The organism is Methylobacter tundripaludum SV96 (genome assembly GCF_000190755.2).
Classification (GTDB): Bacteria; Pseudomonadota; Gammaproteobacteria; order Methylococcales; family Methylomonadaceae; genus Methylobacter_A; species Methylobacter_A tundripaludum.
On record NZ_JH109152.1, the window covers coordinates 1865986 to 1883022 of the forward strand.

Here is a 17037-nt window from a genome sequence, read left to right on the forward strand (position 1 = left end):
GTTTAAGTAAGCTTTTTTTTGAATACGGCGGGCACGCCACCCACGAGTACGTCTGCCGGCACATCACGTGTTACAACCGAACCGGCGGCAACGACCGCTCCAGGCCCGATATTGACTCCTCCCAATATTCGGGAGCCCGCACCAATCCAACAGCCATTGTTAATCACTATAGGCTTTGCCGTTCCAGTACCCGCCCGACGCGATGCTGTACCAATGATATGCCCCCCCGTAATAAACTCAACGGCCGGACCTATGTCACAGCGCTCACCGATCAAAATAGGAACTTCCATGTGTGTGTAAAAAATCACACCAGGACTCAGCCACGTATCACGGCCAATACGAAGTTGGCCGCGACCATATATCCAACCTCGGCCACATACAGAGACATTTTCGCCAATCTCAACATGACTTAATTTAAGGCATAGCCGTCTAAACCAAAAGCACCGCGATGGCGGCAATATAAGCAGCAGAAAGTTTAGTAAATGTCTAAGCATTTTTATAGCCATAACAAACTGAAAAGCCACATACCAATTCGACCACGCTTTTCAATGAACTTATGCTTTTCCCTTGTTGAAAGCCCAACCGACGGCCATCTGTAGAAAATTTTCGTCTACTTAACACCATGGTTTAAAATCGATTTGGATATTTGAAGAGTGTTCATTTCTTAACTTCATCATGCAATTTAAGATTTTTATTTTAATATTGCCAGCTTTAACCAATACCTTCTGTACCATACCGCTATACGGCACTACCGATACATTCTTACATCATATTAGCGCTTTTGGAAACGGGGTAACGACAATGGAAATTAAAGATGCGGACTTATGACTCATGGATTTAGCAATAAAGAATCTATGTGCGTATACTCTATCATTTTACGCACAACATGACGCATTTTAAACTCGCCTGTCAGACTAATTTACTGAAGGCATCGTCAACACACCCTTACCCCAAACCAGGTCGACCGAACGAAACAGTGCGGGGTCTGAGTTCACATAATCACAACAATCTGACACTACATCTCTATACATGGTAACCCTCAAAATGTGTCATGTGCCACATCCTCCGCCGACAGCACGAACGCCCTGGGCTTGAATCCTAAGTCTCGCGATGCGTCAGCATGATCAAACACCAAATCACGGTTCATACGCTCGGCCATGGCAGCCGACCACTGCCGATAACGCCGCAAGCGGCGCAACATAGTCACCGCCAAGCGGAAAGTCCAGAGCGGGACAGTCAGCAAGCGCAGACGACGACAGAGAGCAGAAAACACACGTGCGACCATGTTGCGATAAGTGAGCGTCTCGCCACCGGAAATGTTATACGCCTTGTTCGCTGCGCAAGGCGCCCGCAAAGCGGCCAGACATGCACCTGCTACATCCGCTACGTGAATAGGCTGGCGCAGGCCGTTTGCCTCGCCAAACAAGGGAAAGAAGCCAAACCGCCGGATGAATCGCGCAATCTCGGCAATATTTTTGTCCCGCCCCAAGCCATAAATCAGCGTAGGACGCAGAATCACCCATTCCACCCCGCGGCTTTCCGCCCACTCCCGCACCCGCGCTTCCGCATCAGTAAGCCGAAGTGCTATGGCCTGTTCCTCCGGGTCGGTGGAATCCTCCTTGGTGAACCGACTGGTGGAGGACAGCACCACCACACGCTTCGCGCCCTGCGCATCAAGCAAGGCAAAATAATCCGGCAACACCCAAATAGGAGCGACACAAATCCAAAACGAAATGCTCTCCTCACCCGCACGCGAAAGGGCCGGCGACAGGGTCGTTGCCGCTTGATGGCCTGACTGAATGGCTAATGATTCCATCAGGGGAGCTGGAGAAGAAAAGCCAAGCTGCCGCCACGCCACCCTATCTCCGCTCTGCCCGACCGCCGACCGCGAGAACGCCGTCACCTGCCACCCTGCCTCAGTCAGCATCGGCAGCAAACAGGTCCCCACCGAACTGGTCGCACCAAGAACACCTACAAGGTTTAGCGGTAATCCATCACCCTCTGGGAGAGAGGTCATGGGAGTCGCATTATCAACCATGCCCAAACCCCAACGCCTGTCCGGCACGTTTGGCTGAATAGTAAGTAGCCACGAGGCCAAACCGCAGCCACACGCCTACCACAACCAACCCCATCAGCGCCCCCGGATACTGGTGTCGAAAGAACTTCTTGTAAAAACGAATCATCCCTTTATGCTTGTGCCATTCGACAAACACCGGCCGACTTCTCCCGCAAACTCCTAACGCATGAGTGATTTGCGCCGATGGAACGAACAGAATCCTCCACCCTTGTTGTCCAAAGCGCATACACCAATCCAGATCTTCACAATGTAAAAAATAGCCCTCATCCCATTCTCCGACATCCTGCATTGCCGCACGTCTGACCATCATGCAGGCACCAGAAATTGCCTCCACCTCAATGGCGTGATCCGGCAACGGTTGTTTATGCAAGTGAAAATCAAAGAACAAATGCGGCCAATGATCCGAAAAACGTGCCAGCCAAAATGCGCGCACAAAAGAACGCCAAGGCGTGGGTATAGCCCGGCGGCCACCTGCTTGTTCGGTTCCGTCCGAATTAGCAAGCAAGCCCCCGACCATACCCACGCGCTCATCCACGTGTATAGCTTCCAACAACTTGGCCAACGTACCCGGTTTGAAGCAACAGTCCGGATTAAGAAACAGCAGGAACGGAGCAGAGGCAACACGTGACCCACTATTACAAGCCGCAGCAAAACCAACGTTGGTTGGATTTTTAATTATCTGTACGCATGGCAAGCCTTGCAAAGCATCCAAACTGCCATCCGTCGATGCGTTATCAACCACGATAATTTCAATTTCCAAAGGACAATTCAGCAACGAATCGACACAGCTACGCAACAGCTCACCAGCGTTATAATTGACGATGATTGTCGAAATGACGGCATTCATATATATTTTCTACAAAGTTTTGTTGTATTCATTGGGGTGGTGCTGATTAAATCGGCGTTTCTTTGCAGATAGTATTCGCCAGATTCTGCGTCACTTGCCTCAACAACAGCAACCAAAACAGACACTTGACATGTCTTTCGCAAAGTTCTACACCAGATTGCGAGGTTCATGCTAACGGCGATTTCTGAAAAACAGGCTTCTCTGGCAATTGTAGCCGGCCAGTTTTTTCACCCGTTAAGCAATGGGACCGTTATCCAAAAACTAAGCCTCAATACTTATGTAATTCATAAGCCATTACGTATACCGTTTTTGCCCTTCAAGCCATCAATCACACCAAGGCACATCATTTTAAGACATGTTAAACGATTCTCTGCTGCCCAGCTAAAGAAAACCGCGATTTTTAAACATCTGGCAATATCGGCAAATTTCCAGCTCAACGGCATATACCTCCGACGGTACAGTAATACGCTATTGCGAAACATATAGTAATACCGAAAAGGCTTGTGAAAAGGCACCGTCCGCTTACGCAAAAACCAAACTTCCTTTCGCTGCTCTCCGAGCGCATGCATCATCACCGCGCCACATAGCCCGAATATTTGGAATCCTTTGGATTTTGCACGAAAGCACCATTCCGTATCCACATGATCAATAAACAGGCTTTCATCCATTAGCCCAACAACTTCCAGCACTGCAATTGAAAGTAATGACCCGGAAGAAACTAAAAAATCCGCATCCACAAAGGATGTATTATTCTCGCATCCACAATGAATAAAACGAAACATCCCGACTTTTACAAATCGAGATAACACACCATTCTCTGCATCGCGGTATTGAGGACCAATTGCCGCTACCTGAAAACCTTTTTCATTCAATGCGGCACAGGCGGATCGCAATCGAATCACCATATCCGGCCCTACCTGACTGTCCTGGTCCAGCAACAATACAAATTTTGAGCCTTGCTCAATTGCGCGCCTAATCCCAATATTATGGGCAGCGCCGATTCCCAAATTTTCTTGCTGCCGGAGCAGGTGAAATTTTGCATTTGCCTGATCTTCAAGTTTATCGAACCAGCCAGATGAAAAGTTTGACGAAGCATTATCTACAATAAAAATATCAGATACTTGACCAGAAACGGCTTGAATTGCAGCACGAAGAGCTTCGGTGTCGGGATTATAGGTAACCAACACTGCCGACACATCGTGGCAATAATTTTTTTTTATCATTACCCTCTCAAAATTTAAAAAAGGCGAAATAGCCCATGTCAAAACCTCATCGCGATCGGTGCGATTTGTTCCTCACCTCACGATCCTTGCCAAGCATTTAATTTTTTCTCGCAACAATTACAAATTGTCCTCCAAGAAACCACCATATTGGTGGAAATGTCAAATAAAGCCTCACTAAAATAGGCCATTGCGGCAATTGACTAGCCGTTGAGAATGGAACGAATTTGGGAATTACTTCTTCGACTATAAATCCCGCTTTTTCAAAAGCCTCTTTGCAAGACAAGTGACTTAATGGCAAAACATGATCGAATTAAAATTGATGTAAATGTGTTTATTTTAAAAGGGGTCTATTTTAAATAGGGGTCAGACCCTGAGGTATCTTCTGAGGTATCCTCAAATCTTCCTTATGAATCTCAATCCACGCTTGTACCATTTTGAGTTGCTTAGGAGGAAGACGTCCGTCAAAGACAGAGCCATCAGCAATGGATATTGCGGCCTCTTCGCCTTGGTAGCGAACATGAATGAGTGGAAGATGGTGACGCCTATTATCTCGAAAGTACATCAAGACAAGAATTCCGTAAAACATGCTGATAGTTGGCATAGAGAACCTCTAACAAATTAAGAATTGCGATTTTAGTTCAAATCAATGAGAAACTACAGAAGTCTTCATGATTTAACATAACCAGCCATTGTGGAAAGAGGAAGGAGCTTTCATGTAAACGCAATTTAGAAATGTCCTCTATGCTGCAAAGTAGAAGTGTCCCCTGTATTGGTTTTCTTTTTCCACTACCCAATTTTACTCACGATCAGGAGGAGGTGGGGTTTTCATCCATTTCTAATTATTGTGGTGCTCACTTCGCCCAAGTGTTGTCTTGATGGAGCGCCCGCACTGCGTTTTTCATCATTTTTATCCTGTTTTTCTTTGATGAAATTTAGAACCGCTCCCAATCGCTTATTACTTACTATTTCCCCTTGATCGATTTTTTTGATTTTATCGAATATGCGGTAGGGGAGCTCGCGATTGTCACATTTGATTTTTATTGTGCCATCGAAGTATTCATAAACGGTCACTTTATTCCGGGCCAGGCTTCTGTTATCAATTGAATCCTCAATCAGGTAGAGTGCCTTGTCGTATTGCAGGGTTAGATTTTTAGACAAAGTTCTATTTTCCTGCCATGAAAAAATTTCATTTAATTCTTCATGAGGCAGCAATTCACGGTGCATATTCTTGGAATCAACTGATTCCACTCCAAACTGTTTGTTAAATTTATCCATAAATTCCGGCAAGAATTGATTTCCTTGTTCGGCACCAGAAATATTCATAAGCCGCATTTCTTTAATCAAACGATCTTGCAGGGTTCTATTGACACGTTCAACGCGGCCTTTGGCCTGCGGCGTATTGGCGCAAATAATATCAATGTTCAATTCGGTTAAGGCTCTTCCAAATTGAGTGACACCATCACCACCTAATTCACCTGTTTTATTAACACGAAATACGCAGTGTTTATCACTATAAAACGCAACGGGCTTGCCATGCTTCTCTAAATATCGGCGAGTGGAATCAAAATAAGTGAACGTTGACTCTGATTTTACAAATTGGCATTCCATGAGTTTCCCCGTTGCATCATCGATATAAACAAGAAGTGTGCATTTAGGCGCTCTGCCTTCAAACCAGTCATGTGGCGAGCCGTCAATCTGTATTAGCTCACCAAAGCATTCACGTCTATTACGAGGCTGGTGGACGCGTTTTAACCGACTACTTTGGGGTATCCATAATTCCGCATCAATCATCCATTTTCGTAACGTTTCCCGAGAAATAGTTAGCTCATGGTTTTCACTTAATTTTTCACAGGCAAAAGTTGGCTTAAAATCAACGTAGTATTGTTTGACATAAGCTATGGCCAATTCTTTAATCGAGTCTGGATACTTGTGATTACTTGGATTACCGCGTTTCTTGCTGACAACACCTATGGCTCCATTAGCTTTATACGCTTTTCTTAACCGCCTGATCTGGCGAACGCTCAAACCTAATTGCTTGGCAGCTTCATGTTCGAATAGCCGTTTATCAATCAATTTTTGTAGAATTTCTATGCGATGTAATTCTTTGTTGCTCATAGTAATGATGTCCTGCATAGCTGTCGTTATCCATGGTGTAAATTTACAAAAAACTGTAAATTTACACCGGAGAGGACATTTCTACTTTGCTAAAACAGGACATTACTATATTGCGCTTACAAGGAAGGAGCTTTCAATCAAACCTGACCCACCATTGGTCCAGATGCATCAAATGTATGATTGCAAGACCTGCCCCCCATAGACTCTTAACAGAAAAACCAGAATCAATGTAAATATGCTTATTTTAAAAAGGGTCTCCCCCCTTTTTCGGTATTTGTTACCACGCAATTAAAGGGAATCTGATAAAGGTGCATTGTCTGGGTAAGTGCAAATATCTTTAAATCACATTTATGTGAATCCGTTATATCTGGAATGGAGAAAGAAAAACCCGACAATACAGCTCTTTTCTCACCTAAAGAAACAGCAACATCTGAACGTAATTTATCAACTTCTCCAGCACCCACGATGGACTCGCCTAACATCGCAACAACAAACTGTACTGTTTCAATTTTTGAGGGTATGAAAACCCAACCTGAAATTAAAAGCCCATCTAATACAGGACTAACCATATCGATGGCTGAATGTACAGATTTTGTATCTAACGGAATTGTTAATAATGCTTCACCTTTACGAATAGTTAGACGATGAATGAAATCTTCCTTTTTCAATCTATTTTTTAATCTATACGAAGTTAATAGTGTAGAGTCAAATATATCATCAACTGCACGAACCAGCATTGTTGATTCTATATTAGAACTTGCCAAAAACGTTGTTTTCCATGAAACAAAGTTAGTCAAAATCATCCAAATAGCAATTAGTAATAAGATTAATTTATGTATTTTTCCCATCAACTTAATCATTACTTATTTTAATTTTCAAAGCAATCTCTGCTCTTTTGACAACTAAAGCAATTAAATACAGTACAAATGGAATCGTTACAAAAAGATAACGTCCTTGAGCTTGTGGCAATCCATTTTGGGAAGTCATAATAGAAACCATAGTAATTGATGGAAAAAGCCCTAAAATCATAATCAACGGAAGATGATAGTCAAAAGAAAAGCGTCTTTCAGCTCTCCATATATAAATAGCCAAAATCACAGATGACATCATTAAGGTTAATATTAATAATAAAGCTGTCCAGTAATAATAATTTGGAATCAAAACACTCATCCAACCAGTCACTGAAAAATAACTTTTCGCAGTACTTTCTAGCCAAGGTGATAAATTACCCCAGACTACTAAGCCTTGCTCACATAAGTAATAACAGGTTCCATAAAGGGTAGTGGGATTTGATTTGTGCAGTTTGACAAAATCAATTTGTCCAGAAAGTCCTGATATTTCACCAAAATGGCTGTATATAAAAATAAGCATAGGAGCTGCAAAAAGTGTGCAAGTGACACTCATCACCAAGTAATGTCTAGGTGATTTAATACGCCCTGTAAGTGAACCAATCAATAAAGTGACACCTAAAAATACTAAGGCTGGAAGAAAATATATTTTTGCAAGCATTAAAAGCCCAATGCTGGCACCAAGAATAATTGAACGCATACAAGTAGGCGATGCACAATAGAGTAGCAAAGAACTCAACGCCCAAGCGATAGTGGTTAGCCCATAGGCATCGCTATTAAAATAGGAAAAAATAAAAGATACTTGAGGGATCATTGCAACAATAATGACTGAAATAACCGAAGTTGATTGTGACAGGCCTACCTGACGGGCTATGCGGAACAGAGCAATCACAAACAAGGATGCCAGCATCCAATTGAAAGCACGAACCCCCATATAGAGAAAAGATTCAGGTAAAACCATCGAGCCTATAGATGCTGTAAAAAGACCACCCACTACATGAGGAAACGGTAAGCCGTAGTACCAAAAAATTTTAGGGGGCCATGTATAGTGAGATATCAATCCTGTAAAGGCAAGCAATGGATGTTCTGATGTTGGCATTGTTTTAAACGCATGAAGATACTCTAATAAAAAAAAATGAGTGGACTCATCAGGTGCGCCGTTAAAATTAATAATAGATGACCACATAGCTACGACAAAAAAATATGTGACAGCTAATAAAATCTGACAGGTCTTGTCAGAGCGAGGCCTGTCTCTATTAATACTCAATGGTGCGTTATTCAAATACTCGCTTTCATGACACATAATATACTTTATTATCCTATGGTTTTGTTTGGACTTATCAAAATAAGCTTTCATTATTTTTGAGAGAATATGTCCACGACCCGTTTGCGTAAGTATCAACTTGCTCATCACATAAGTGATAGGAATCATTCCAACTGTTACTATCAAAGGTGCTAAAACTTCGCTCAGATGCCAAGTTTCCACTAAAACACCTAACATCAGTGCAGATGCAAAATACTGGATAACATAGACTAACGGATAGAAAAAAAGCCCTTTCCATGACAAAGGGGTTTTAAATACTATTACCGCGTTAAACCAATAAGCGAATATAATCCCCGTTGAATAAGCTATCAGATATGCCAATTGATAATTAATTACCATATTTAAGGCTATATATATTCCATAGGTAAAAGCCGTATTAATGCCGCCACCCAAAATAAATCGCAACCATCGATGTATTATTACTTTCTTTTCAGAGAGGCTCATTATTTTTAGCCGCTTCAATAAAGTCTGAATAATTTCGAATATAATCGCTTGATTCATAATATTCTGATGCAAATACCAACAACACTGCATCAGGGGAATAATGATATTGAATTCCCCAGGTCATGGCTGGCAAATAGAGTCCACTATTATTGCGGTCTAACAAAAACTCTTCACGATTTTTACCATCATCGGCAACCACCCGCACTGAACCCTTAACCGCAATGAGAAACTGCTGGCATTTTATATGGGCATGCTCACCGCGTGTTTCAGCGGTAGGGACATCAAAGACTAGAAAATAACGCAGTGGTCTAAAAGGAATTTCTCGCTCAAACTCACCAACAGAAAGGCTGCCGCGCATATCAGGTACTGCACGGAAATTATGAAGCGTCACACCAGAAACTGTTGTTTCTAGCTTGCCCTGCTTTTGATGATTTAATTTTTCGCTACTCGCAATTTTGTCATTTTTTGCATCGACATAACCCACGATTTTAGCTGGATTACCCACTACAATCGCATTAGGCGGAACAGATCGGGTGACTACCGCACCCGCACCAATCATTGCATTTACCCCTACAGTGATATTTGGCAAAAGAGTTGCGTTAGCACCGATAGATGCCCCTTTACTTATTACAATACGAGCAAAATTCTCAGGATAAACTTTGCTTCTAGGAAATTTATCATTAGTAAATGTCACATTGGGACCGACAAAAACATCATCTTCAAGCTCAACACCATCCCATAATTGCACGCCGCACTTAATGGTAACTCGATTGCCAACAACAACATCATTCTCTACAAAGACGCCATCACAAATATTGCATTCTTCGCCAATTTTAGCGTTAGGCAGTATATGTGCAAAAGCCCAAATACGGGTGTTTGTGCCAATATTATTAGATTCACAAATAGCTTGTGGATGAACATAATAATTTTTCATTTTTACTTCCCTAACCTAAATTCAGTTACTTTTAACGATATAACTCGCCACAATTTGTTGGCTCTTCCCGATTTCGTGGGGTAGCCACTATATGTAGATTTCATGCGTCACCATAAACGACATTGAGATGACTTTTTGTGTTATTAAGTCAATGCATTGCGACTCGCTTTCTTTTATAGCTCCGCATCTAAATATCTATATGCAGTCATGACCCCACGAAATCGGGAAGAGCCATAATTTTGTGTTGCGTGCAATTTGTCATTTCCCATAGCAGTAGCAATATCGACAGTAAACTTATGTCCAATCAATACACTGATAAAAGCAAAAACACGAAGATAATCTAAAAATACAATACGTGTTGTTTCTTTGGGCTTTGTCATATATTTTTACGCTTAAAAATAAATTTATTATTTCCTATCTCAATAAAATAAAGATAAGTAAATGCGATTAAAAATAACTGTATTATAAAAACGAATCTTTGCTCAGGAATAATTAGCAAGCTTTGTCCAAGAATTAAACACAAAGGTAATCCTACCCTCCATAATATTTTTCGCTGCCTCAAACATAAACTTGATAAAACAAGCATCACAAAATATAAAATAAATATTATAGGCGAAAATATCCTTTCACTTGGGGAATCAAGATATGCCTTACTCCACAGGGTAAAACTGGAAAAATAAAATTCCATTTTACCTATTAATAGATGAATGATGTCTCCCCATTGTTCTTGTTTGTAGGCGGTTACCAAGTCAAGTAGTGGGGGTGTTGAGATGCATAATGCCATCCAAGTTCAGGAATGAGAATAGTGTCGTAACCGTACCAAGGCGTTGTGAGATGATAGTTTGTCCAGTAGGCTGTACGCGTTGGTTCAAAGAAAGAAAATACACCCGTATGTTGATATGTCAACAAAAATTGTGGTGCGATACAGACAAAAAACAAACTAGTTAGCAGAGACTTCCAATACTGTTTTTGATATAAACATTCAACTAAAAAATAGATGGCTAATACTATCATTGGATACAAATAAGCCGCCCTGATTAATGCACTCAGTCCACCAGCAAGAGCAAACAATAAAGCATTTTTTCTAGCAAAACCCAGTATAGAAAATGCCGCAAAAACACCCGCTGGAACATCAGTAAGATCTACTGATGCCAAGCCGATGAACATTAATTCAAGCAAAACAAACAAACAAACCACAAGCTTTAAATATTAAGGCTATGAGTGATTTGCGACTTGGTTTAAAATCTAACTCAGAGGCAATTAAAAATAAGGATAAAATTAACAGTAAAAAATTACTGAAGGGAGCGAGACCATACGGCATAGCTGCACTGAGATGAATTGCACCTACTGGTCTGATTGCATTCCAGCAATAATCCAAATTGCTACTGCAAAGCTTTCCCAATTCAATATAACCACCCGCATCACAACATTGTTTAAAGCCAAACATCTATTTTCCTCTATCCAGTTGAAAATCAGGTAAAGCATCAAATGACTGTATTTTCATTACTACCGCTAATGGTCTCCGCTTAGTATTTTCATAGGTACGCCACGCATAATCTCCTACTATGCCCAGTCCAAGCGTATTAATTCCACCAAAGAAAATAACCGTTAAAACTGTTGCCGCATAGCCTGGTATCTCAATACTGCCGTAAAACTTAGCCAGCAAAATAATGATGGTCATCAAAATGGAAATACCTACCCCAAAAAAACCGAATAAGGTAAGCAAGCGAATAGGTAAATCAGTGAAAGAAAAAATACTATCAAACAAATAATTTATTTTCTTCTTAAATGTCCAAGCACTTTTACCATGTTTTCTAGCGACTCTGGTATAGCTAACTTCTTCACGCTTGAAACCTAACCAAAATATTAGCCCCACCAGCGAAGAATTAGCTTCTTCAAGGCTAACTAATTGATTACGGAACACTTGATTACAGCCGAATATATCCACACCTTTTTCAGGAATGTCAGAAATGACGAATTTTTTATACAGCTTCCAAAAAGTATTTGAAGCAAACCGTGACAGCACAGGGTCATCACGATCTTCACGATGCCCAACCACCACATCACAACCGCTAGACACCAATTTTTCAAGAAACTGTAATACTAATTCTGGTGGTTCTTGCAAATCTGCCGCTATGACAGCAAAATAATCGCCCGTTGCCGCTATTAGCCCTGTGCGTATTGCCGCAAAAGAGCCAAAATTGCGCGAATGTAGCAACAACTTGGAAGCAAATGAAGCAGTAGGTAATGTTTGTTTCAATAAGTCATGACAATTATCCGGACTGCCATCCACTACAAACACTACTTCTGTTGCTTGATTAAAATCACGCTGTGTGATGTTTGCAATATTGCTCAATGCGGCAAGTAAATCAGGGATGGATTCAGCGTTGCGATAGACAGGAATAACGATAGAGAGCATTATTATTTCCAGGTATTGATGCAGTTGATAACCATATCTACCTCAGCATCTGTCATTTCTGGAAAGCAGGGCAAAGTTAACACCTGAGTGCATTGCTGTTCTGTCACTGGCTCGCTTACCTCTGGAAACAAATGTGCATAAGCCGGTTGACGATAATCAGGAATGGGGTAATGAATATCGCTTGGGATCCCCGCTTCAGAAAGATGCCGTTTTAGACTGTCTCTATCCGTTGTTTTAATAACGTACAAATGTGCAACATATTCTTCACCGTGTACAGTTGGAGTCACGATTTTTTCATGACTGATACCCTTAGAATATTGTGTAGCAATCTCGCGCCGACGTGCATTCCACCCATCCAATAAAGGTAACATAATCCTAAGTATTGCTGCCTGCATTTCATCTAAGCGACTATTACGTCCTCCCGCTAAGGTGGCACAGTATTTAGATTCCCAGCCATATTGACGTAGTTGGCGAACCCGTTGTGCTAAATCATCACGATGCGTAACAACTGCTCCGCCATCGCCTAATGCACCCAAATTTTTGGTAGGGTAAAAACTAAAACAAGCAATATCACCAAATGAGCCTGCTTTTTTTTCATTAAACATTGCACCATGTGCTTGGGCGCAATCTTCTATGACAGGAATGTTTTTACTGTTAGCTAGCTGTACAAGTTGCTGCACGTCCGCCAATAAGCCATATAAATGTGTAACAATGATGGTATCAATGTGTTGACTGGTAATTAAACGAGTCGCATCAGCGACATCTATCAATAAACTGCCAGCGTCTATATCGGCATAAACTGGGGTAGCCCTAGTTGCTAGTATCGCCGCTGTACTGTACATCCCTGCATTTGCAACGGTTAGCACCTTGCTGTTCTTGCTTATATTAAGTGAGCGTAAGGCAAGCTCTAAGGCATCCGTACCGTTAGCTAATGTCACACAATGCTGAACTCCACAATAGCTTGCAAATTCCTGTTCAAACGCTTTAACTTCCGAACCAAGCACAAACCAGCCACTAGCAATAACACGAGAAACGGCGGCATTCAGCTCAGATTGTAAGGGTTGTATATGTCGATTTAGGTCGTTGATGGCTTTAAGCGCTGGTATGTTTTTGGTCATGTTGGTAGCCCTATATTATTTTAAAGCTTATGAGCAACTTGCAATATCATGGTTTTTTGAATGATAAACCACTATATATAGTTGTTTACAAATTTATTCCTACATCATGTGGTATTTTGCAAGTGGCTCTTATGATTTATTTTTTTCGGTAAATCATGTTGAATATATACAAAAATTATTCGTGCTAAATTCTAGGAATTCGCGGTGGCCATGCATAAGAAAAATCTTCGTGATCCAATGACAAGTTAGGACTGTAAGCAGGATCATTCCTGAGCAAATTTCCCCAACGCTTTTGCATGTAAAGCACCTCATTCCTGAACCGCAATTGTTTTTCCGGGGTGTCTTCATACCCCCGTGTAGCAGATTCGTGATGATAAAGCTCGGCATAGGGAGTCCAGACATTACGGTAGCCTGCTTCTCGAACACGCAGACAAAAATCCACATCATTGAAAGCCACCTTCAGATTAACTTCATCCAGCCCACCCACTTCTTGGAAGATGCTTTTCTTTACGACTAAGCATGCCGCCGTAACGACGGACAAAGTTTGGATAAGTTGTGCACGCGCAAAATAACCGAAGCAACCTCGTGGTAGATGTTTATGGGAATGCCCAGCCACTCCCCCGACCCCGGTAATGCAGCCACCATGCTGTAAAGTATCGTTTGGATACCAAAGCCGAGCACCCACCGCTCCGATGCCAGGCTGGATAGCCAAGCCTATCATTTCGTCCAGCCACTCTGGTGAAATCACTTCGATGTCATTGTTGATTAGTCCAATATATTCCCCTCGTGCTTGCTGAACAGCCATGTTGTTTAAAGCTGAGTAATTAAAGGAACGTTCATCGCGAAGAACCCGAATTCGATTATCTTTAGCAAGACTGGCAAAATAGTCCAACGCCTTGGGATCGTCTGAGTTGTTATCAACTATAAGAACTTCAAAATTCTTATAGGTAGTTTTGGCAAACAGACTTTCGACACACTGTTTAACCAGACTAAGTCCATTACGTGTGGGAATAATCAGACTGACCAAAGGAGCAGATTCTGGAATAGCATATCGCGCACGGTACATGCCAAAATCCAGCAACTCAATCTTTGCAGAAATTTGAGTCCTCGCAAAATGATCGTTCAAGGCGTGCTCGCCGGCCAACAGCGCATAGTTCTTTTCGTTTCCTGCTAGCGCGGTGCTACCCGGATGACTGCGCCAGTGATAAAGCACTCTGGGAATATGCACGATTTGCAGTGGCGCAAGTTGTTCGCTACAGCGCAAAGCCAAATCGTAATCCTGAGCCCCTTCGTAACCCTCCCTAAAACCGCCAAGCTTTTTGACCAAATCAGTGCGGTACGCACCCAAATGGCAAATCATGTTATGGGAAAGAAACAGATCGGGGTTCCAGTCCGGCTTGAAATACGGATCATAGCGCAGCCCTGCTTGATCTATCTTATCTTCGTCGGAGTAAATCAGCCCGGCATCAGGATTAGTAACAATCGCGTCTGCAACCCAAAACAAAGCGTGTTCGCACAACAGGTCATCATTATCAAGCAGCGCAACATATTCACCATTGACCAGATCCAGTGCAGAGTTTGATGCCGCAGATATATGGCCATTTTTTTCCCTGAACACTACTTTAATACGCGAATCATTATCCATGTAGCGCTGAAGTAACTTATGCACTTCCACATCGGTCGATGCGTCGTCGGCAATGCACAACTCCCAGTTCGGGTAAAGCTGGCCTTGAACTGAACGAATTGCATCCTCAAGCATATTCAGGGGCGGGTTATACACAGGCATCACCACCGAAATGAGCGGGGGTTTGTGTAACTGACGTATTTGAGTTTTAATTTTCTTCCGATCTTGATCTGTCAGTAAGTCGTAACGACGCACCCACTCGCTATAATCGTTGTGCTTAGGTTGCGCATAGTCAATTACGGGGGATGCTGCGCCAGGCGAAGCTGAGAAAAGTATACGTCGTTTGATACCGTTGATGCCTTCGCTTTTGTAGGTACGCCACGCATGCTTAACTAATCCTCGATACCCACCGCACGTCGACAACGCATAAGGCGAGGCTCTTAGCACTATCTTGATTCGTAATAACTGACTGCCAACGAATTTAATGGGACTCGTCAATCGCCAACGGCTTGATCCACGAATCTCGGAAGCCTGAATATGACCGCCAATCTGTTCTTCGTGCTCAATTAAAACACGCTTGAGGTTACCAATATAGGCCTCCCTGTCACCCCCGGCTTGAACCAATCCAGCAATCGGCCCATCGCGCTCGACCTTAGTTTGGATCCATACATCAACTTCACTCATTTGCTGCTGAAACCAGGTGTCATCTATCCCGTACTGACTAATCATTAAATCTTGGTGAATTGGGCTATGTAATAACTCATACATCTTTAACAAGCCGACAATTTTATAGGCCGCTCCTAAATACTGATTCTCAACAAAAAGAAGTCTCACTTTTTCAATATCAAGATGCTGCTCGCTCGGTATATCTTTAATCTCCAGCAAATCCGAAAAACTTTCAATAAGTTGCTCACGAGTGACGTTCTCAAAGAAGCTTTCTGCGATTAGAAAGTGCTCGTTAATAGTTTTTATCCAGCTTGCTCTTGTTTCTCTACTTGTGTTTTCACTTGGTATAAATCTGAGGCTAATCAACTCGCGATCGGAAATAAAGATTTCGTAATGCTTAACAAAGCGAATCCACATATCAAAGTCAGCTAATTGCTTAAGCCGATTGTTATATCCACCTAGCTCCACATAGCAAGATTTACGAATCAGCGTTGCGGGATAGTAAATACAATGACCTAAATCAAAAAATCGTCTTAACCACTGCCCCTGCGAACAGTTTTCCTGATCAACAACAGAGGCGAGAGAAAGTAATTCCTTATCAATATCCAGTCCGTCTTTATCGACCAGTCTTGCCCTGCCGAAGCAGGCGCCAACACTAGGCTTTTCTCGCATAACCTGAACCTGATAGGCTAGTTTGTCTTGATCGATCCAATAGTCGTCCGGGTTAATTAATGCAATAAATTCGCCCAAAGCGTGCTCAATTAACTCGTTTATGACAACACATGCCCCCCGATTATTCATATTCGGAAAGAACTGAATCCTTTCATCCTTAATTGAAGAAACAATCTCTCTCGTTCGATCAGTAGATCCATCATCCGCAATCAAAAACTCAAAATCCACCTCCTTTTGCGCCAGCACGCTCTCCATTGCTTGCTTGACGAAACCGGCATGATTGTAAGTCGTCATAATGACGGAAACTGTTGGCAATTTCATGCAGCATCTCGGTGAAGAACTCTGACGATAAAACGCTTGAGTTTAAGTGGAATCAAGGCACTAGCTACCCCCCAAAATATTGGAAGTAGGTAATCAGCAATATGAGTAAAGTTGGACATAAAGATCACTTGCCCAAAAAAAGCATTAAGAGTTTGACGAATATAACTTTCATGGTTGTAAGTCAACAGAAAGATACTGATCTGGCTTGAGCTTTGATTGTCATTTTTTTAACCTTGGATATTTAGTATTGTGATGCGATATTTATTGATGAAAAAACAGCAATGTTTTTGGATAGATATATTTCAGCCCAATTCGGGAAAGGCTTATCACTCGTCCATTGACCTCGATCGTTCCCCTGGTTGAGACCAAGGTATCGCAGAAAATTTTTGCACGAGTGATTTGCCT

Annotated in this window: 16 protein-coding genes; all 16 read right to left on the bottom strand. The window is 42.1% G+C overall.

The features are described 5' to 3' along the window. Positions 1-2 precede the first annotated feature (2 nt). Complete coding sequence (locus METTU_RS24940; protein ID WP_217182862.1) at positions 3-506, bottom strand: acyltransferase; 504 nt, start codon at positions 504-506, stop codon at positions 3-5. A gap of 533 nt (positions 507-1039) precedes the next feature. Continuing rightward, positions 1040-2038 (bottom strand): NAD-dependent epimerase/dehydratase family protein, encoded by a 999-nt coding sequence (locus METTU_RS08515; protein ID WP_006890952.1) that lies wholly within the window; start codon positions 2036-2038, stop codon positions 1040-1042. Next, entirely contained in the window at positions 2031-2924 is an 894-nt protein-coding gene (locus METTU_RS08520; protein WP_006890958.1) for a glycosyltransferase family 2 protein, read from the bottom strand. The genes METTU_RS08515 and METTU_RS08520 overlap by 8 nt, the downstream gene beginning before the upstream one ends. Before the next feature lie 284 nt (positions 2925-3208). Further along, the gene (locus tag METTU_RS08525; protein WP_006890960.1) at positions 3209-4147 is read right to left on the bottom strand and encodes a glycosyltransferase family 2 protein; all 939 of its coding nucleotides are present in this window, start codon (positions 4145-4147) and stop codon (positions 3209-3211) included. Positions 4148-4499: 352 nt separating this feature from the next. Beyond that, positions 4500-4748 (bottom strand): DUF4160 domain-containing protein, encoded by a 249-nt coding sequence (locus tag METTU_RS08530; RefSeq protein ID WP_040579717.1) that lies wholly within the window; start codon positions 4746-4748, stop codon positions 4500-4502. A 224-nt stretch (positions 4749-4972) separates the two neighbouring features. Beyond that, the gene (locus METTU_RS08535; RefSeq protein ID WP_006889414.1) at positions 4973-6280 is read right to left on the bottom strand and encodes an ISNCY family transposase; all 1308 of its coding nucleotides are present in this window, start codon (positions 6278-6280) and stop codon (positions 4973-4975) included. 221 nt (positions 6281-6501) lie between these two features. Beyond that, the gene (locus tag METTU_RS21720) at positions 6502-7122 is read right to left on the bottom strand and encodes a hypothetical protein (protein ID WP_050897740.1); all 621 of its coding nucleotides are present in this window, start codon (positions 7120-7122) and stop codon (positions 6502-6504) included. After that, on the bottom strand, positions 7115-8935 hold the full coding sequence (locus tag METTU_RS22355) for a GtrA family protein (protein WP_169624875.1): 1821 nt from the start codon (positions 8933-8935) through the stop codon (positions 7115-7117). The genes METTU_RS21720 and METTU_RS22355 overlap by 8 nt, the downstream gene beginning before the upstream one ends. Further along, on the bottom strand, positions 8865-9812 hold the full coding sequence (locus METTU_RS08550; RefSeq protein ID WP_006890961.1) for a WxcM-like domain-containing protein: 948 nt from the start codon (positions 9810-9812) through the stop codon (positions 8865-8867). The genes METTU_RS22355 and METTU_RS08550 overlap by 71 nt, the downstream gene beginning before the upstream one ends. Positions 9813-9985: 173 nt before the next feature. Continuing rightward, on the bottom strand, positions 9986-10192 hold the full coding sequence (locus tag METTU_RS08555; protein ID WP_040579718.1) for a hypothetical protein: 207 nt from the start codon (positions 10190-10192) through the stop codon (positions 9986-9988). Next, entirely contained in the window at positions 10189-10560 is a 372-nt protein-coding gene (locus METTU_RS24005) for a hypothetical protein (RefSeq protein ID WP_150107764.1), read from the bottom strand. The genes METTU_RS08555 and METTU_RS24005 overlap by 4 nt, the downstream gene beginning before the upstream one ends. Further along, positions 10554-11000: a hypothetical protein gene (locus METTU_RS23155; RefSeq protein ID WP_169624877.1), complete on the bottom strand. Its 447-nt coding sequence runs from the start codon at positions 10998-11000 to the stop codon at positions 10554-10556. Before METTU_RS23155 ends, METTU_RS24005 begins: the two co-directional genes overlap by 7 nt. Beyond that, the gene (locus METTU_RS08565; RefSeq protein WP_006890963.1) at positions 10984-11259 is read right to left on the bottom strand and encodes a hypothetical protein; all 276 of its coding nucleotides are present in this window, start codon (positions 11257-11259) and stop codon (positions 10984-10986) included. The genes METTU_RS23155 and METTU_RS08565 overlap by 17 nt, the downstream gene beginning before the upstream one ends. Further along, positions 11260-12231: a glycosyltransferase family 2 protein gene (locus METTU_RS08570; RefSeq protein WP_006890965.1), complete on the bottom strand. Its 972-nt coding sequence runs from the start codon at positions 12229-12231 to the stop codon at positions 11260-11262. It lies immediately after the preceding gene. Between the two features lie 2 nt (positions 12232-12233). Beyond that, on the bottom strand, positions 12234-13349 hold the full coding sequence (locus METTU_RS08575; protein ID WP_006890966.1) for a DegT/DnrJ/EryC1/StrS family aminotransferase: 1116 nt from the start codon (positions 13347-13349) through the stop codon (positions 12234-12236). A 184-nt stretch (positions 13350-13533) separates the two neighbouring features. Continuing rightward, complete coding sequence (locus METTU_RS21725) at positions 13534-16632, bottom strand: glycosyltransferase (protein WP_006890967.1); 3099 nt, start codon at positions 16630-16632, stop codon at positions 13534-13536. Positions 16633-17037 lie beyond the last annotated feature (405 nt).

What these genes read in the sequence shown, in the direction of transcription:
- METTU_RS24940 (WP_217182862.1), bottom strand. Translation starts at nt 506, where the DNA reads ATGGCTATAAAAATGCTTAGACATTTACTAAACTTTCTGCTGCTTATA.
- METTU_RS08515 (WP_006890952.1), bottom strand. Translation starts at nt 2,038, where the DNA reads ATGGTTGATAATGCGACTCCCATGACCTCTCTCCCAGAGGGTGATGGA.
- METTU_RS08520 (WP_006890958.1), bottom strand. Translation starts at nt 2,924, where the DNA reads ATGAATGCCGTCATTTCGACAATCATCGTCAATTATAACGCTGGTGAG.
- METTU_RS08525 (WP_006890960.1), bottom strand. Translation starts at nt 4,147, where the DNA reads ATGATAAAAAAAAATTATTGCCACGATGTGTCGGCAGTGTTGGTTACC.
- METTU_RS08530 (WP_040579717.1), bottom strand. Translation starts at nt 4,748, where the DNA reads ATGCCAACTATCAGCATGTTTTACGGAATTCTTGTCTTGATGTACTTT.
- METTU_RS08535 (WP_006889414.1), bottom strand. Translation starts at nt 6,280, where the DNA reads ATGCAGGACATCATTACTATGAGCAACAAAGAATTACATCGCATAGAA.
- METTU_RS21720 (WP_050897740.1), bottom strand. Translation starts at nt 7,122, where the DNA reads ATGATTAAGTTGATGGGAAAAATACATAAATTAATCTTATTACTAATT.
- METTU_RS22355 (WP_169624875.1), bottom strand. Translation starts at nt 8,935, where the DNA reads ATGAATCAAGCGATTATATTCGAAATTATTCAGACTTTATTGAAGCGG.
- METTU_RS08550 (WP_006890961.1), bottom strand. Translation starts at nt 9,812, where the DNA reads ATGAAAAATTATTATGTTCATCCACAAGCTATTTGTGAATCTAATAAT.
- METTU_RS08555 (WP_040579718.1), bottom strand. Translation starts at nt 10,192, where the DNA reads ATGACAAAGCCCAAAGAAACAACACGTATTGTATTTTTAGATTATCTT.
- METTU_RS08565 (WP_006890963.1), bottom strand. Translation starts at nt 11,259, where the DNA reads ATGTTTGGCTTTAAACAATGTTGTGATGCGGGTGGTTATATTGAATTG.
- METTU_RS08570 (WP_006890965.1), bottom strand. Translation starts at nt 12,231, where the DNA reads ATGCTCTCTATCGTTATTCCTGTCTATCGCAACGCTGAATCCATCCCT.
- METTU_RS08575 (WP_006890966.1), bottom strand. Translation starts at nt 13,349, where the DNA reads ATGACCAAAAACATACCAGCGCTTAAAGCCATCAACGACCTAAATCGA.
- METTU_RS21725 (WP_006890967.1), bottom strand. Translation starts at nt 16,632, where the DNA reads ATGAAATTGCCAACAGTTTCCGTCATTATGACGACTTACAATCATGCC.